Annotated in this window: 10 protein-coding genes; 7 read left to right on the forward strand and 3 right to left on the reverse strand. The window is 50.0% G+C overall.

The features are described from left to right. Positions 1-25: 25 nt before the first annotated feature. Entirely contained in the window at positions 26-3,364 is a 3,339-nt protein-coding gene (locus MUG06_RS02125; protein ID WP_243077573.1) for a diguanylate cyclase, read from the reverse strand. A 165-nt stretch (positions 3,365-3,529) separates the two neighbouring features. Then, positions 3,530-4,144 (reverse strand): phosphatase PAP2 family protein, encoded by a 615-nt coding sequence (locus MUG06_RS02130; protein WP_215846246.1) that lies wholly within the window; start codon positions 4,142-4,144, stop codon positions 3,530-3,532. Positions 4,145-4,428: 284 nt separating this feature from the next. Between MUG06_RS02130 and udk the strand changes: the two genes are divergently transcribed. From udk to asmA, 3 genes are all read left to right on the forward strand, one after another. Then, positions 4,429-5,070: a uridine kinase gene (udk, locus tag MUG06_RS02135; protein ID WP_243077574.1), complete on the forward strand. Its 642-nt coding sequence runs from the start codon at positions 4,429-4,431 to the stop codon at positions 5,068-5,070. A 77-nt stretch (positions 5,071-5,147) separates the two neighbouring features. Further along, a complete protein-coding gene (gene dcd, locus MUG06_RS02140; RefSeq protein WP_243077575.1) occupies positions 5,148-5,729 on the forward strand; it encodes a dCTP deaminase in 582 nt (193 codons plus the stop codon). Between the two features lie 16 nt (positions 5,730-5,745). Continuing rightward, complete coding sequence (gene asmA / locus MUG06_RS02145) at positions 5,746-7,569, forward strand: outer membrane assembly protein AsmA (RefSeq protein ID WP_243077576.1); 1,824 nt, start codon at positions 5,746-5,748, stop codon at positions 7,567-7,569. Positions 7,570-7,581: 12 nt separating this feature from the next. On the opposite strand, the gene MUG06_RS02150 is transcribed toward asmA, so the two are convergent. Beyond that, entirely contained in the window at positions 7,582-9,156 is a 1,575-nt protein-coding gene (locus MUG06_RS02150; RefSeq protein ID WP_243077577.1) for a TerC family protein, read from the reverse strand. 790 nt (positions 9,157-9,946) lie between these two features. Between MUG06_RS02150 and wbaP the strand changes: the two genes are divergently transcribed. The 4 genes from wbaP (at position 9,947) to wzc (ending at position 15,438) form a co-directional block, all read left to right on the forward strand. Continuing rightward, a complete protein-coding gene (gene wbaP, locus MUG06_RS02155) occupies positions 9,947-11,380 on the forward strand; it encodes an undecaprenyl-phosphate galactose phosphotransferase WbaP (RefSeq protein WP_215846251.1) in 1,434 nt (477 codons plus the stop codon). A 285-nt stretch (positions 11,381-11,665) separates the two neighbouring features. Continuing rightward, on the forward strand, positions 11,666-12,805 hold the full coding sequence (locus tag MUG06_RS02160) for a polysaccharide export protein (RefSeq protein WP_215846252.1): 1,140 nt from the start codon (positions 11,666-11,668) through the stop codon (positions 12,803-12,805). An 8-nt stretch (positions 12,806-12,813) separates the two neighbouring features. After that, a complete protein-coding gene (locus tag MUG06_RS02165; protein ID WP_215846254.1) occupies positions 12,814-13,248 on the forward strand; it encodes a protein tyrosine phosphatase in 435 nt (144 codons plus the stop codon). Positions 13,249-13,260: 12 nt separating this feature from the next. Next, positions 13,261-15,438, forward strand: a complete 2,178-nt coding sequence (gene wzc, locus MUG06_RS02170; RefSeq protein ID WP_243077578.1) for a tyrosine-protein kinase Wzc — start codon at positions 13,261-13,263, stop codon at positions 15,436-15,438. Positions 15,439-15,562: the final 124 nt, after the last annotated feature.

The raw sequence follows: 15,562 nt of genomic DNA on the forward strand, positions 1-15,562 counted from the left end.
AAGAAGCTGGCAAGACACTGTCTGATCAATCGTCCTGGGATAAAACCACGCTGGCCGCCAGGCTGCTCAATGGCTGACGCTCGGCGATGGCGCTGCCCCAGACGCCATGAACATCCAGGCTGGCCAAGGTATTTAATACCGCAGGCACGGTAACTGGACCGGCCAAAAGCGCAATATTTCGTTGTTCGGCCTGGCTTTGAATAATCGACACCAGCATTTCGTCCATCAAATTGGTATGCACGTTAGCCACCAGTTCAGGAGCCAGCAGCAAACAATCGATCATGTCGCCGGTGAGTTGATTGAAGGCGTCAAGGTTACGTCCAAAATGCTCAAGCATAATGCAACAGCCGCTTTGCTGTAACTGGAGTAGGGAAGCCTGAAGGCGATCGCTGCCGTTTATTACGTTTGCCGCGTTAAGCGCGAAACCGCTACGGCTGGATGACAAACCCGCTTCGTTAAAACGTTTGCAGAGACGTTGTACGAACTCAACATCATGCAGCGCGTTGGTATTCAGCGGCAAAATCACGGAGATGTTGTTGTCATTCAGTGCGTTAATATCGTGGCGGAAAAAGGCTTCAACAATATTGCTATCGAGCAGACGCTGCAGCGCTTCATCCGGCAAATTATTGCGTAACAGCGATTCGTCGATAAACGTGCCGTCAGCAGTGAACAGCTGAACGTCCAGTAGCCAGAATGAGGTGAGTTTAGGCGTTTGCGGCGGGGCAATTGCCCAGGCAGAGAGCTCAACCTGCAAGTCGTTGAGCGTTGTGGCATCGAGTCGCTGATTGCTGCCCGCTAACGGCAACTGATGTTGTTCATAGACAACATAGCGCCCACGGCCGCTGCGCTTGGCGTTGTAACAGGCAATATCCGCTTGCGATAACACTTCGCTGCTGTGGCAGTTTTCAGCGGAAATTTGTGTTAACCCGGCGCTGGCACCGACATGATAAACTCGCCCAAGCCACTGAAAGCGGTAATCATTCACCGCGCTGACGATACGCTGCACCACTTCGCGTGCCTGATCGACCTGGCATTCTGGCATTAACAGAGCAAACTCATCGCCGCCAAGGCGTGCAAGGAAATCACTGCTGCGCAGACGATGCTGCATTAACTCTGAAAGCTCACGCAACAGGGCATCGCCGGCGGCGTGTCCGGCGGTGTCATTGACCGCTTTGAACTTATCGAGATCGATAAAGACCAGAACATGCTGGTGCTGATGCTCAGCCGCATCCATCAGTAAGAGTTTGAGCTGGTGCTCGAAACTGGCGCGATTGGGCAAACGCGTCAAGGTGTCGTGTAAGGCGCTGTAACTCAGACGCTTCATGACTTTGCGCGATTCACTGACATCCTGAATAACCATCACGGCGCCCATTTCTGCGCCTGCCTCAGATTTAAGCGGCGTGATGCTGTAATGGATATCCATTTTTTCACCTGCTGGCGTATGCAATACCAAATCTTCCACTAAATCGGGTGTGGTTTTTTCAGTTGGCAAATGGCACAGCAGCAGATTTTCAATTTGTGGACCGTGGCGTCCCTGCGTGATGTGCAACAGTTCACTCAGCGGTTTGCCTGCGGCATCCTCTTGCGACCAACCGCTAATCTGCTCAGCAATCGGGTTCATAAAGGTAACGCGCATCTCTTCATCGGTGCTGATGACCGCTTCGCCGATGGAATCCAGCGTGATCGCCATACGCTCTTTTTCCTGGAACAGCGCTTCGTTAAGATTGCGCAGCGAAGTGATGTCCTGACAAATGCCCAGCATACGTTCAATGCGGCCTTCCTGGCTCAGGATGCGATTGGCTTGCGTACGCAGCCAGCGTTCGCCGTCAGGCAAAGTGATGCGATATTCCATTTGGAATGCACTGCGTTTCTCAATGGCCTGTTGAATAGTTAGCGCAGCATGTTCACGATCGGCCGGGTTCATCAAGTGCAGCCATAAATCGTAGCTCGGCGATTCGTGAGGTGCGAGGCCAAACAGCGCATACATCCGCTTGTCCCACAACATTTCACCGGTCAGTAAGTTCCATTCCCAAACGCCGATGCCGCCGGCTTCATTGGCCAACGTGATACGTTCCATCAGGCGACGATTAACTTGTTCACTCTGCTTGAGCTCAGAAATATCAATGATCTGTGCAATGAAGTAGAGCGGCTGATAGGCGGCATCACGCACCAGCGAAACCGTCAGGCGCGCCCACACAATTTCATTGTCCTTGCGGAAATAGCGTTTTTCCAGGGTGTAGGAATAGATCTCACCCTTTAACAGTTTGTCGACCTGGATGAGATCGTTACTGAGATCGTCGGGATGCGTCATTTGCTGGAACGTCAGGCGCTTTAGTTCATCTTCAGGAAAGCCCAACGTCTGGCACAGCGAATGGTTCACCTGCAACCAGACACCCTGCGGTGAGACCAACGCCATGCCGATAGCGGAATATTCCATGGCATGACGGAAACGGGTTTCACTTTCACTGATATGGTTCTTTTCACGACGAAACGCATCCATCACCAGCGACATGACATGGCCAGGAATCAACACCAGCAAGAACGGCAGCCAGCTGCTGATTTGATCGAACTGGCTGCTACCGCGACCCACTGTAACGAGGTCAAATGCCAGCAGCATTGAGATAAAACAGGCGTTGAGGAAAAACAGCACGAAGGCTTCAAGTTTCGATAAACGTACCGCACACCAGAACAGGATCACCACAATAAAGGTGAACGGCCACGGCAGAAAACGCAGTGCCAGATAGCTGGCGGTAAGCGTCACCAGCAAGGTGATCAGCAATTCAACTGAGTGGTGTTCTTGAAAGTTACGTCGCTTTAGGGGCCAGGGAAATAGCAGTAATACTGGCCCAAGTGCCAACATGCCAATAACTTCAGAAATGACCCAAGTATAAAAGAAGGGAACCGAGGCCTTACCACTGACCTGCAACATCCACATGGCTAATACGCCGCCAATGAGCGGTGTAACAATGCCAACGGAAAAAATAAACCGTGCCCAGTCAATCAAGGTGTTAAGCGGTGCCCGGCGATCAAGCAGCAGACGCAGTAATATCCCACCCAGCACTGCTTGCACTGAGTTGAGTAAAGCAAATTTCAAATTGGAAAACGCGGGGCCAATAATCAAGGCGTTAGCGAAAGCTGTGCCAATGACACAACACAGCAATAATAAAGGAACCTGACGCGATGGACAGCGAAAAACCACCACCGTCATTAATGCGGTAGAGAACCACAGCGGGGAGATTTTGCCGCTCACCATGATCAGCTCAAGGCAAAATAGCGTGAGAAAAAAAGCGGTGATGCCCAGCATCAATCCGTTTAAGACGCTGTTTGGTGTTTTGTTTTGCGAGGACAAAATATCAATGGTCATGCATAAACCCAGCTGCGTGCACCGCTTCGCAGTGGCGAAATATGCACCTGTTATTCTCTTTCGGGCATGCTAGCACATTCAGCAAAGAATACTGTCGCGAAATCACTTTTGTGCGTTATTCGGCGGATTGACTGGCCTTTTATCAAAAAAAGGCCATCACATTGATTATTGGCGGAAAAGATCGGCGCGGGAAAACGGTTTTTCTAAGCCTGCCAGATTCGCAGAAAAGCGTTCAAGGAACTGCTGCGTTGTGGCGACGCGACCCTGTCCCAGCAGCAACAGGGGGACTAATAACACAACGCTGACCTGCGGCCAGCTAAAGCCTTTCAAGGCAGTGCGGCGCTGAGAAATCAGGAAAGCCGTGCTTAAGGTAAAGCCCAGCAGTAAACCAGTAACGACTTCGCTTTTTGAGTGTGCATGGATAACCAGCCGCGAGAATCCCACCATCAGCGGAATCAGGTAGCCCACGCCGAGAGCAAACCCACGCCATAAACTCGACCAGCGGCCAGAAATCAGCCACAACATCACGGGCCATAAGGTGGCGGACATGGCGCTATGACCACTGAAACCGGTGAAATTATAATGAGCACTGCCAATACCAAAGCCGAGAAACAGAATTTTTGACAGGCTAACAAACAAGCCAGCCAAACCAAACGCCACGATCCAATAGAGCACCGTGCGGCGATTGTCACTTTTCCAGGGCAGAATCAGTGCGATGATCACCGCCGTCGGGATCAGCAACATACTGTCGCCAAAATAGGTCAAGGTCTTCCAGAGCATACGACTCCTTGTGAATTAGTCAGGCACGATGATTTCCGCAATCATTCGGCGAAAAAAGCGTTTCGCCAACGCCGCTAAATTCAAATCGAGAGGGTAGCTAGTTTATCGATGAAATGATTAGCTTCCAAAGGGGAAATTCTGAAAAGCTTCTGGCGCCATTTCTCTGGCATCAAAACGCCGAAATCCCTATACTTAGCGCGAACTCACCCTCTCCATTTAGGCCCGCTGGCTGGGCGCGCATTCCGTGTACAGTCATTGGCTCCAGTTATCAGGTCTTTAAAAGTATGACTGACAAGTCTCATCAGTGCGTGATTGTTGGCATTGCCGGTGCTTCCGCATCCGGTAAAAGTTTAATTGCCAGCACGCTCTATCGTGAAATCCGTGATCAGGTTGGTGACGAGCACATCGGGGTCATTCCTGAAGATGCTTATTACAAAGATCAAAGTCACCTCACCATGGAAGAGAGGGTTAAAACAAATTATGACCATCCGAGTGCGATGGACCATGATTTGTTGCTGCAGCATTTGCGTGCAGTTAAAGCCGGAGAAGATATTCATCTGCCGGTTTACAGCTACGTTGAGCACACGCGTACCCAGGAATCTATTCACCTCAAACCCAAAAAAGTCATTATCCTGGAAGGTATTTTGCTGCTGACCGATTCGCGTCTGCGTCAGGAACTTAACTTCTCAATTTTTGTCGACACACCTCTCGATATCTGTTTGATGCGCCGCATGAAACGTGACGTCAATGAACGAGGTCGATCGATGGATTCAGTAATGAGCCAATACCAGAAAACGGTGCGCCCAATGTTTTTGCAATTCATTGAGCCGTCCAAACAGTATGCCGACATTATCGTGCCGCGCGGCGGGAAAAACCGTATTGCGATTGATATCCTTAAAGCCAAAATCAATCAGTTTTTCGAATAACCCACGTCCAACTGGACGTGACGCGAACGGTGCGCTGTAGTAACCGTTCGCTACACTTACGTCATGGAGTTACGTCAATGAGATTATGCGACCGCGACATCGAAGCCTGGCTTGATAACGGTAAGCTGGCGATTACGCCGCGCCCACCGGTCGAGCGTATTAATGGCGCCACGGTCGACGTGCGTTTGGGCAACCAGTTCCGTACTTTTAGCGGTCACACGGCGGCATTTATTGACCTGAGTGGGCCAAAGCAGGAAGTTAGCGCGGCGCTGGATCGCGTCATGAGCGACGAAATTGTGCTGCCGGAAGGGGAAGCCTTTTTCTTGCATCCCGGCGAACTGGCGCTGGCGGTCACGCTGGAATCAGTCACTATTCCAGACGATTTAGTCGGTTGGCTGGATGGCCGCTCCTCGCTGGCGCGTCTCGGATTAATGGTGCACGTGACCGCACACCGTATCGATCCTGGCTGGCAAGGTCGCATCGTGCTTGAGTTTTATAACTCCGGTAAATTGCCGCTGGCGCTACGTCCCGGCATGCTGATTGGCGCACTGAGTTTCGAGCCGCTCTCCGGCCCCGCTGCGCGACCTTATAACCGCCGCGAAGATGCTAAATACCGTGGCCAGCAGGGTGCTGACGCCAGCCGTATCGACAAAGATTGATTTCACTGAGGATGTCATGAGAAGAGTGATAACCACGCTGGCCATCTTGTTAGTGGTGGTCGTAGCGGGAATGACCGCATTAGTATTACTGGTGAATCCCAACGACTTCCGTGCCTATATGGTGCAACAGGTTGAGCAACGCAGTGGTTATCACCTTGAACTGCAAGGCGATTTGCGTTGGCACGTCTGGCCGAAAATGAGCATTCTGGCCGGCCGCATGAGTTTAACCGCGCCTGGCGCGGCGCAGCCGGTGGTTTCAGCAGAAAACATGCGGCTCGACGTGGAGCTCTGGCCTCTGCTGTCGCATCAACTGAGCGTGAGTCAGGTGATGCTCAAAAACGCCGTGGTACGCGTAACGCCCGATAGCGCTGCAAAAGCGCCGCAAAACGCGCCGCAAGGGCCGCGGAATGCGCAGACTTCCACTTCATCTAACGGTTGGTCATTTAATATCGGTCAATTGCAAATCGCCGATAGCCTGCTCATTTGGCAGCAAGCGGGCGGCGACGAATTTAACTTCCGTAATTTTAATCTCAACCTTGATCAAGACGACAATAAACAGGCCACGATTGCGTTGAATACCAGCGTGACGCGTAATCAGCGCAGCGCAACGGTGAACCTAAAAGGTGAGCTGGATGCGTCGCAATATCCACATCGCCTGAACGGAAAAGTTGATCAGCTCGATTACGCGCTTGCCGGTGCCAATATCCCGCCACAGGGAATAAAGGGTTCGCTGAGCTTTGAAGGCAGCTGGAATGGTGATAACCAACAATTTTCAGTCGCTAATTTACAGCTGACAGCTAATGACAGCGCACTCACCGGCAATGCCGAAGGAAGCCTGGCGCTGTCACAGCGTTTAGCGCTTAATCTTCAGGCTACCTCTCTGAATTTAGATAATTTGATGGCGAATGCCCCCGTGAATGAGGCTGAAGGTGCTCAGCACGCCACGGTTGCACGCGCGCCTGTGATTGCCGAGCCGCGAGAAAGAAACAATGCCAATTCACCGCTTAACACCCTGGATCTGGCACTGAAGCTTCAGGCTAAGAGTGCGGTTTGGCGTGGTCTGGCGCTCAGTGATTTACAGCTTGATGCCAGTAATCAGCAAGGTCTGATGACGGTGAGTACCTTGAAAGGGGCGCTTGGTTCGGGCAGTTTCTCTCTGCCGGGAACCGTTGATATTCGTCAGCCTGAAACGCGTGTCAGTCTGCAGCCAGAGTTACAGCAGGTTGCCATTCAGCCGCTGCTTAAAGCGCTGGAATTACCCGAATCGCTGCAAGGGACGGTGAGCTTGTCCGGACAACTTTCGGGTGAAGATCTGACCGTTGAGGCCGCGAAAAGAAACTGGCAGGGCAGGGCGGCAATCAGCGCCAACGATCTCACCCTGGCACAAATCAATCTGCAACAAATGGTACGCCGCGCTGTGGCACGTATCAGTAATCGTGTAAGCAGTGAAGACAAGGATGGGCAGGGCATTAAACAGGTTGCGGGTCAGGTTATACTTAATCGCGGCGAATTAGACTTTAGCGAGCTAACGGGCAGCGGCCCGCATCTTGCGCTGCAAGGCAAAGGGCAGGTGAATCTTCAGCAACAACTGCTGGATATTACGCTCGGCTTGAAACTCAGCGGCTGGACGGGTGATGATAAACTGGTCACTGCGCTCTCAGAGCAGACCATTCCACTGCGCATGTTTGGGCACTGGGACAATGTGCAATATTCATTGCCTGTTGATGATGTCATTCGGAATCGGCTACAAAATGAAGCGAAGTCGCGGTTGAATGAGTGGATTGATCAGCAGCAAGATAATGACGACAAGCGGAATATTAAAAGTTTATTGCGCCCTTAATGGGCGCGCTTATTACACTTCGTAATCCGCCTCTGTTTTCTGTTCAACGATCTCAACCTTTTGCACGCGATGGTTTTCCACCTGCAAGGTACGCAATAGGTAATTGCCCACCTGTAGCTCTTCACCCTCTTGGGGAATATGTTGCAGGCTATCCATTAATAAACCCGCCAGCGTGTGGTAGCTGCGCTTATCATCCAGCGGCAATTTTACATACATCGCGAGATCTTCCAGTGGCATGTGTCCGTTAGCAATCCAGATGCCTTCGCCATTTTGCTGAATGTCATAACGCGCATCAATTTCCCCCGCTTCATTGGGTAAATTACCCGCGATGGTTTCCATCACATCACTCAATGTCACCACGCCTTCAACAGAACCAAATTCATCCACAACAAAAGCGAAGTGCGTATGCGCCTGGCGAAATTGTTCAAGCGCCAGCAGCAATGTTAAGCGCTCTGGGAAGATTAACGGCTGGCGTATCAGGGCGCGTAAATCTAAAGAATTCTGATGCAGCGATTGATGAAGCAGGTCAATAACATGTACAACACCCAGCGGCTCGTTGGCGTTATCCGTGATTAACAGGCGAGTATGTTGGTTGCGGTCGAGTCGCGCCATAATCTCAGCCGGGTCGTCATTCAGATCGATATGTTCCACATCATGACGTGAGGTCATGATGCTGTTTACATGTCGCTGACCTAAGCCCATCACGCGCGCAATCATGACGCGTTCCTGACGGTTAAACAGCACATGAGATTCGCTGTCAGCGATCAACGATGACGTTTTAGCATCCAGATCGGCGCGTTCAGATTCACCCCGTAATAAATGCAGTACGGCTTCAGCGGTACGCTGCCTTAAAGGACGACCGGCAGACAAAACGCGACGACGGTTAAATTGCGCTAATTGATTGAGGGCTTCAATCAATACTGAGAAACCTATAGCGGCGTACAGATAGCCTTTGGGGATCGCAAAGCCGAAACCTTCAGCAACCAGACTGAACCCAATCATCAGTAAGAAGCTCAGACAGAGAATGACAATTGTTGGATGGCTGTTGACGAAGCGGGTGAGAGGCTTGCTGGCAAGAAGCATTAGCAGAATTGCAATAGTGACTGCGGTCATCATGACAGGCAAATCGTTAACCATGCCGACGGCGGTTATTACAGCATCCAGCGAGAAGATGGCATCCAGAACCACAATTTGAGCCACAACTGGCCAGAATTTAGCACCGCCTTTTTGTTGACCATCATCGTTATCGCTGCCTTCAAGGCGCTCATTCAGCTCTGTTGTGGCCTTAAATAACAGAAAAACGCCACCAAACAGCAACATAAGGTCACGTGCGCTAAAAGCGTGGTTCCAGAGGGTGACCAGCGGCTGAGTCAGCGTAACCAGCCAAGAGAGCGAGGCGAGCAAGAGTAACCGACACACCAGCGCAAGTAACAAACCAATCACGCGAGCGCGATCACGGAGCTTTCCTGGCAGCTTCTCAACCAGAATCGCAATAAAAACTAAGTTATCAATCCCCAGCACTAACTCAAGAACGATAAGCGTGACTAATCCTGCCCAAAGCGAAGGATCGGTTATTCCCTCCAACATGCCTTATTCACCTGAATGTATAAAAATGAGTTTTATCTGATGATAGTGGAGCTTAAAGCAGGCTACAAATAGCGCCTGGCTTAGCATGCTCTTAAGTGACCTGAGATTGTTCTTGTCTTGTAACGTATCGAGCTAATCACGTTGTATTAAATTGGCAAACAATACAAGGACGCGTAGACGAGTAAATAAAATTCATGAGGATCTTATTTGTCTGTAATTCTTATACGATTTGGTGGGGGTAGGGATATGGAAAAAATCTGAAAATTAGAGAAAAGATTGCACGCCGTGACTGATATCAATACTAATGGCTGGTAGTCTTTTTCCTAAAATAGTGCAGGGAAGGCGGGGCCTACTTGTAAACAAGCCAGTAATAACTAGTATAGCAACGGGTTAGTAAATGTCTGCGCTAATGAGACAATTCGCGCAGTGATTCGGCGTTTAATGTCATGAATTGTGATCTCGTCCTCTAAAAGTGGCGATTTGCATCTCATTTTAGTGGATAACCGGCAAGGAAATATGACGAACAGCGGTATTGGCAGCGACAGCCAAGGGCGGTAGCGTGCCTGAATTGCTTTTCTCGTTTATTAAACAGACGATTACCGCGCAGGAAAAAGTCGGACTAATCTGTTGGTATTTATAACAATTTTCTTGTTTTTATTGGTAAGAGCATTGGCGTAAACGCCGCAGGAGCTCCCCTAAGAAACGATTCAACCTGAACATTCATCACTGCTCATTTAATACACAAGGTTGGAGCGTTACGGGTTTAAGGAAATAAAATAAAGAGTTAAATATGCGCGATACAGAATTTACGTTTAAAAGTCTTATCACCAAATTATTGTTAGCTTGTTCAGATTTAATTTGTTTCAACGCAGCTTTATTTATTGCGATGGCGCTTATTAATATGATGTCTGATTCACCTTTGGCAGATATTTCTGAAAAAGAACTCAATTTAAAAATAGCCACGCACATTTGCTTATCAATTATTAGCGTGGGTTGGTTCTGGGTAAGGTTGCGTCATTATACTTACCGCAAACCTTTCTGGTTCGAATTAAAAGAAATTTTTCGTACCATTCTTATATTTTCTGTTATTGATCTGTCGATCACGGCATTGTCTCAATGGCAAACTTCGCGCTTCCTTTGGATATTAACCTGGATATTAGCGCTGATTTTAATTCCAAGCTGCCGCGCACTTTCTAAGCGCCTGTTAAATAAATATGGCTTGTGGAAAAAGCAAACCATCATCATCGGCAGCAACAAAAATGCCCATGAAGCCTGGCAAGCGCTGCAAAGCGAAGAAGTGATGGGCTTTGATGTCATCGCCTTCTATGACGTCGACGGTAGCGGCCCTCATGGCAGCATGTCTGGCGTGCCGGTGCTGCGTGACGAGCAAGAGCTGTGGAATCTGACGAATAGCGAAACGCAGTTTATCGTGGCGGTTGAGTTCGAACAGAGCCAGTACCGCGATATGTGGCTGAAATCGCTGGCAATGCATAATTGCCGTTCAGTCTCTGTTATTCCAACGCTGCGTGGCGTGCCGCTTTACGGTACGGATATGGCTTATATCTTCAGCCATGAAGTGATGATTCTTCGTGTGCAGAATAACCTTGCAAAACGGACATCGCGTTTCCTGAAACGGGCTTTCGATATCGTCGGTGCGCTCTCAATCATCTTGATGCTGCTGCCTGCACTACTGGTACTTGGCTTCCTGGTGGGCCGTGACGGTGGTCCGCCAATTTATGGTCATGAACGTGTAGGTTTGGGTGGACGTAAATTCAAATGTCTTAAATTCCGTTCGATGGTGATTAATTCGAAAGAAGTTTTAGAAGAAGTCCTGCGTACCGATCCCATCGCACGTGCGGAATGGGACAAAGACTTCAAATTGAAGAACGATCCACGTATCACCAAGGTCGGTCACTTTATTCGCAAAACCAGCCTCGATGAATTGCCGCAGCTCTGGAACGTAGTGCGTGGCGATATGAGCCTGGTAGGACCGCGCCCAGTAATTGAAGATGAACTCTGTCGTTATGCCGGTGATGTTGATTATTACCTGATGGCAAAGCCAGGCATGACGGGATTGTGGCAGGTCAGCGGCCGTAATGACGTTGATTATGAAACACGTGTGTACTTCGACTCGTGGTATGTTAAAAACTGGTCTCTGTGGAATGATATCGCCATTCTTTTTAAAACAGTGGGTGTCGTACTGAAGCGGGATGGCGCGTATTGATCAGAGGGCGAGAAGGAGAGCGTAACACGGGCGCTCTCTTATTTAATGCCGTTGTTAGGTGTGTCGTTAGCTGCCCTATTCAAGGACGCGTTAAGTCGTCATTTATAACGGGTAATGATGGGTTCGCCTTATTTCGCCTTGTTGACCGGCGGCTACAAAAAAGACAGGAGCAAGGATAATGAACGACAAGTTCAGTGCTTAATTAGGTAGTTTTTACTTTTTGTTGGACGCTTACACAGCGGCGTATTCGCCTCTATCAATCAATAACTGATAGCGAAGATCTAAATGATTACAATCAAAATGAAATTGATACCTTTACTGGTATCCGCCACTTTTCTCTCAGGGTGTACGATCCAACCAGGTCAGCACCTTTCCACATCGGGAAAAGATGTCATTGAGCAACAGGATAGCAACTTTGACATCGATAAATACGTCAACGTTTTTCCATTAACACCGCGTCTGGTCGAGCAGATGCGTCCTAAGCCGCTGGTTGCCCAAGCCAACCCAGCGTTGCAGAATGAAATTCAGAGCTATGAGTATCGTATCGGTGTCGGCGATGTTCTGACTGTCACCGTGTGGGATCACCCTGAGTTAACCACGCCAGCAGGTCAATACCGCAGCGCCAGCGATACCGGCAACTGGGTACATTCCGATGGTACGATTTTCTACCCATACATAGGTCGAGTTCGCGTAGCGGGCCGCACTGTGGGTGATGTACGTAATGAAGTTGCACGCCGACTTGCACAGTACATCGAAAGCCCGCAGGTTGATGTCAGCATCGCCTCGTTCAAATCACAGAAAACCTACGTGACCGGTTCGGTAACGACATCAGGTCAGCAGCCGATTACCAACGTGCCATTGACCATCCTTGATGCTGTCAATGCCGCTGGCGGTCTGACTGCAGATGCAGACTGGCGTAACGTTGTGCTTACGCACAACGGTAGCGAGCAACGCGTTTCCCTGCAGGCGTTGATGCAAAACGGTGATCTGAGCCAGAACCATCTGCTCTATCCAGGCGACATTCTGTACGTACCTCGTAACGATGATCTCAAAGTCTTCGTCATGGGCGAAGTCAGACAGCAAACTACCCTCAAAATGGATCGCAGCGGCATGACGCTGGCGGAAGCATTGGGTAACGCACAGGGCGTAGATCAGACCACGTCTGATGCAACCGGCGTGTTTGTTATCCGTCCGATCCGCGGCACCAATCGCACTAAGATCGCCAACATCTATCAGTTGAATACCCGAGATGCGGCATCGATGGTGATGGGTACCGAATTCCAACTGGAACCTTATGACATCGTTTATGTCACCTCCACGCCGCTCACGCGTTGGAACCGCGTAATTTCGCAATTGCTGCCAACCATCGCGGGCATCAACGATGCGAGCGAGGCCGCACTGCGTTTCCGCAACTGGTCTAACTAGGTTCAACCATGATTACGTCCGTGTTAGTCGTGTGCGTTGGCAATATATGTCGCTCTCCCACCGGGGAGCGCTTGCTCAAACGTGCGCTTCCTCAGACTCGGGTAGCCTCGGCAGGGCTAGGTGCCCTAAAAGGTTATCCGGCAGATCCGACCGCCAGCGATGTGGCCGCCATTCATGGGCTGTCGCTTGAAGGTCATGAGGCTCAGCAGTTAACGGCAGAGATGTGCCGTGACTATGACCTGATTCTGGTGATGGAGAAGCGTCATGTGGAGCAGGTCAATCGCATCGACCCGGCCGCACGTGGCAAAACCATGTTGCTTGGGCACTGGCTCAATCAACGAGAAATTGCGGATCCGTACAGAAAAAGCCGTGAGGCCTTTGAAGAGGTTTACGGGTTACTGGAAAACGCTACCCAGAAATGGGTCAACGTATTAAGCCGATAGTTGGGATTATCCATGAATATAAAAAACAAGGTTATGACCGCGCCGAGAGAGGATTCGAATGGATGGGATCTGGCGCATCTTGTGGGACAGCTTATTGATCACCGCTGGATCATTGTTGCGGTTACCGCCTTCTTTATGCTGGTGGCAACGCTCTACACACTGTTCGCTACACCGATTTATAGCGCTGACGCTTTAGTTCAGGTTGAGCAGAAAAATGCCAGCTCGGTACTGAACGATCTGGACAGCCTCATGCCGGCTACGCCAGCATCCGATACTGAGATTCAAATCCTTGAGTCTCGTATGGTTATCGGTAAAACCGTGGCTGATTTGGGATTAGATACTGTTGTTGAGCAGAACTACTTCCCGGTTATCGGTAAAGGTTTGTCGCGTCTGATGGGCAATAAGCCGTCTGATTTGGCTATTTCGCGTCTGGAAATTCCACGCACCATCGATAAACGTACCGTAGAACTGGAAGTAACTGGACCAGACTCTTATACCGTTTCTAAAGATGGTGATGAGCTGTTCAAAGGTAAAGTTGGCCAGCTGGAAACGCATGGCGATGTCACCATGCTGGTGAGCGGCATTAATGCTGATGAAGGCACGAGCTTTAATGTCACTAAGCTGAACGAATTGCAGGCGATTAACTCTGTGTTAGCTAACTTGTCCGTTGCGGACAAGGGCAAAGACACCGGCGTGTTAGGTCTGGAATATCTGGGTGAAGATCCGGAGAAAATCAGCAAAGTCCTGAATCAAATCGTTAACAACTACCTGTTACAGAACGTAGAACGTAAGTCTGAACAAGCAGAGAAGAGCCTTGAGTTCCTGCGTAAACAGTTACCGGAAGTCCGCTCTAAACTGGACGTTGCTGAAGACAAGCTGAACACCTTCCGTCGTCAGAACGACTCGGTTGACCTGTCACTGGAAGCGAAATCGGCTTTAGATTCATCTGTTAGCGTGCAGAGTCAATTGAATGAACTGACGTTCCGCGAAGCGGAAGTTTCTCAGTTGTTCACTAAAGATCACCCAACCTACCGCGCATTGCTGGAAAAACGCAAAACGTTGGAAGGTGAGCAGGCGCAGCTGAACAAGAAAATTTCAGGCATGCCGCAGACGCAGCAAGAGATCTTACGTCTGACGCGTGATGTGCAGTCAGGTCAGGAAATCTACATGCAGTTGCTGAATCGCCAACAAGAGTTAGGCATCAGCAAAGCCAGCACCGTGGGTGATGTTCGTATCATCGATGGCGCCGAAACGGCTAACTCGCCTGTTGCACCAAAGAAAGCCTTGATTATCGCTGCAAGCTTGATCTTTGGTCTGTTTGTTTCGGTTGGCCTGGTGCTGCTGAAAGCCTTGCTGCATCACGGTATTGAAAACCCGGACCAGTTGGAAGAGTTGGGCATGAACGTCTATGCCAGCGTCCCGCTTTCCGAATGGCAGCGTAAGAAAGATACCGAAGCGCTGGCGCGCCGTGGCAATAAGGTGAAAACCGATCCGCACGACACGCTGCTGGCATTAGGGAATCCAACTGACCTCTCTATTGAAGCGATTCGTAGCCTGCGTACCAGCCTGCATTTCGCCATGATGGAAGCCAAGAACAACATCCTGATGATTACCGGTGCGAGCCCGGGTATTGGTAAAACCTTTATCTGTGCCAACCTGGCAACGCTGGTTGCAAAAGCGGGCCAGCGCGTCCTGTTCATCGATGGTGACATGCGCCGCGGCTATACCCATGAGCTGCTGGGTGCAGAGAACAAGTCTGGCTTATCCAATATTCTTTCTGGCAAAACTGAATTCAATCCAGCAATGATTCAGAAAGGCATTTACGGCTTTGACTTCATGCCACGCGGTCAGGTGCCACCTAATCCATCTGAGCTGCTGATGCACCGTCGCATGGGTGAGCTGCTGGATTGGGCGAGCAAGAACTACGATCTGGTTCTGATCGATACACCACCGATTCTGGCCGTCACCGATGCCTCAATCATCGGTAAGTTGGCAGGAACCTCGCTGATGGTGGCGCGTTTTGAAACCAATACCACCAAAGAAGTGGATGTCAGCTTCAAGCGCTTCGCACAAAACGGCATTGAAATTAAAGGCGTGATCCTTAACGCCGTGGTCCGTAAAGCGGCCAATGCTTATGGTTACGGTTATGACTATTACGATTATGAGTATGGCAAACCAACCAAAAGTTAATCATTGAGTGAATAAAGGGGCGGTTTGACCGCCCCTTTTTATCGCACTGTTTGAACGACGACACGCAACGATTTACACAGGTGATTCTGTATTTAACGCGTAAAACGCGACAGACGTGACGTCG

Source organism: Pantoea sp. MQR6, assembly GCF_022761075.1.
Taxonomy (GTDB): domain Bacteria; phylum Pseudomonadota; class Gammaproteobacteria; order Enterobacterales; family Enterobacteriaceae; genus Pantoea; species Pantoea phytostimulans.

Excerpts from the sequence above, each read along its gene's own strand:
- MUG06_RS02125 (WP_243077573.1), bottom strand. The coding sequence starts at position 3,364 with ATGACCATTGATATTTTGTCCTCGCAAAACAAAACACCAAACAGCGTC.
- MUG06_RS02130 (WP_215846246.1), bottom strand. The coding sequence starts at position 4,144 with ATGCTCTGGAAGACCTTGACCTATTTTGGCGACAGTATGTTGCTGATC.
- udk (WP_243077574.1), top strand. The coding sequence starts at position 4,429 with ATGACTGACAAGTCTCATCAGTGCGTGATTGTTGGCATTGCCGGTGCT.
- dcd (WP_243077575.1), top strand. The coding sequence starts at position 5,148 with ATGAGATTATGCGACCGCGACATCGAAGCCTGGCTTGATAACGGTAAG.
- asmA (WP_243077576.1), top strand. The coding sequence starts at position 5,746 with ATGAGAAGAGTGATAACCACGCTGGCCATCTTGTTAGTGGTGGTCGTA.
- MUG06_RS02150 (WP_243077577.1), bottom strand. The coding sequence starts at position 9,156 with ATGTTGGAGGGAATAACCGATCCTTCGCTTTGGGCAGGATTAGTCACG.
- wbaP (WP_215846251.1), top strand. The coding sequence starts at position 9,947 with ATGCGCGATACAGAATTTACGTTTAAAAGTCTTATCACCAAATTATTG.
- MUG06_RS02160 (WP_215846252.1), top strand. The coding sequence starts at position 11,666 with ATGATTACAATCAAAATGAAATTGATACCTTTACTGGTATCCGCCACT.
- MUG06_RS02165 (WP_215846254.1), top strand. The coding sequence starts at position 12,814 with ATGATTACGTCCGTGTTAGTCGTGTGCGTTGGCAATATATGTCGCTCT.
- wzc (WP_243077578.1), top strand. The coding sequence starts at position 13,261 with ATGAATATAAAAAACAAGGTTATGACCGCGCCGAGAGAGGATTCGAAT.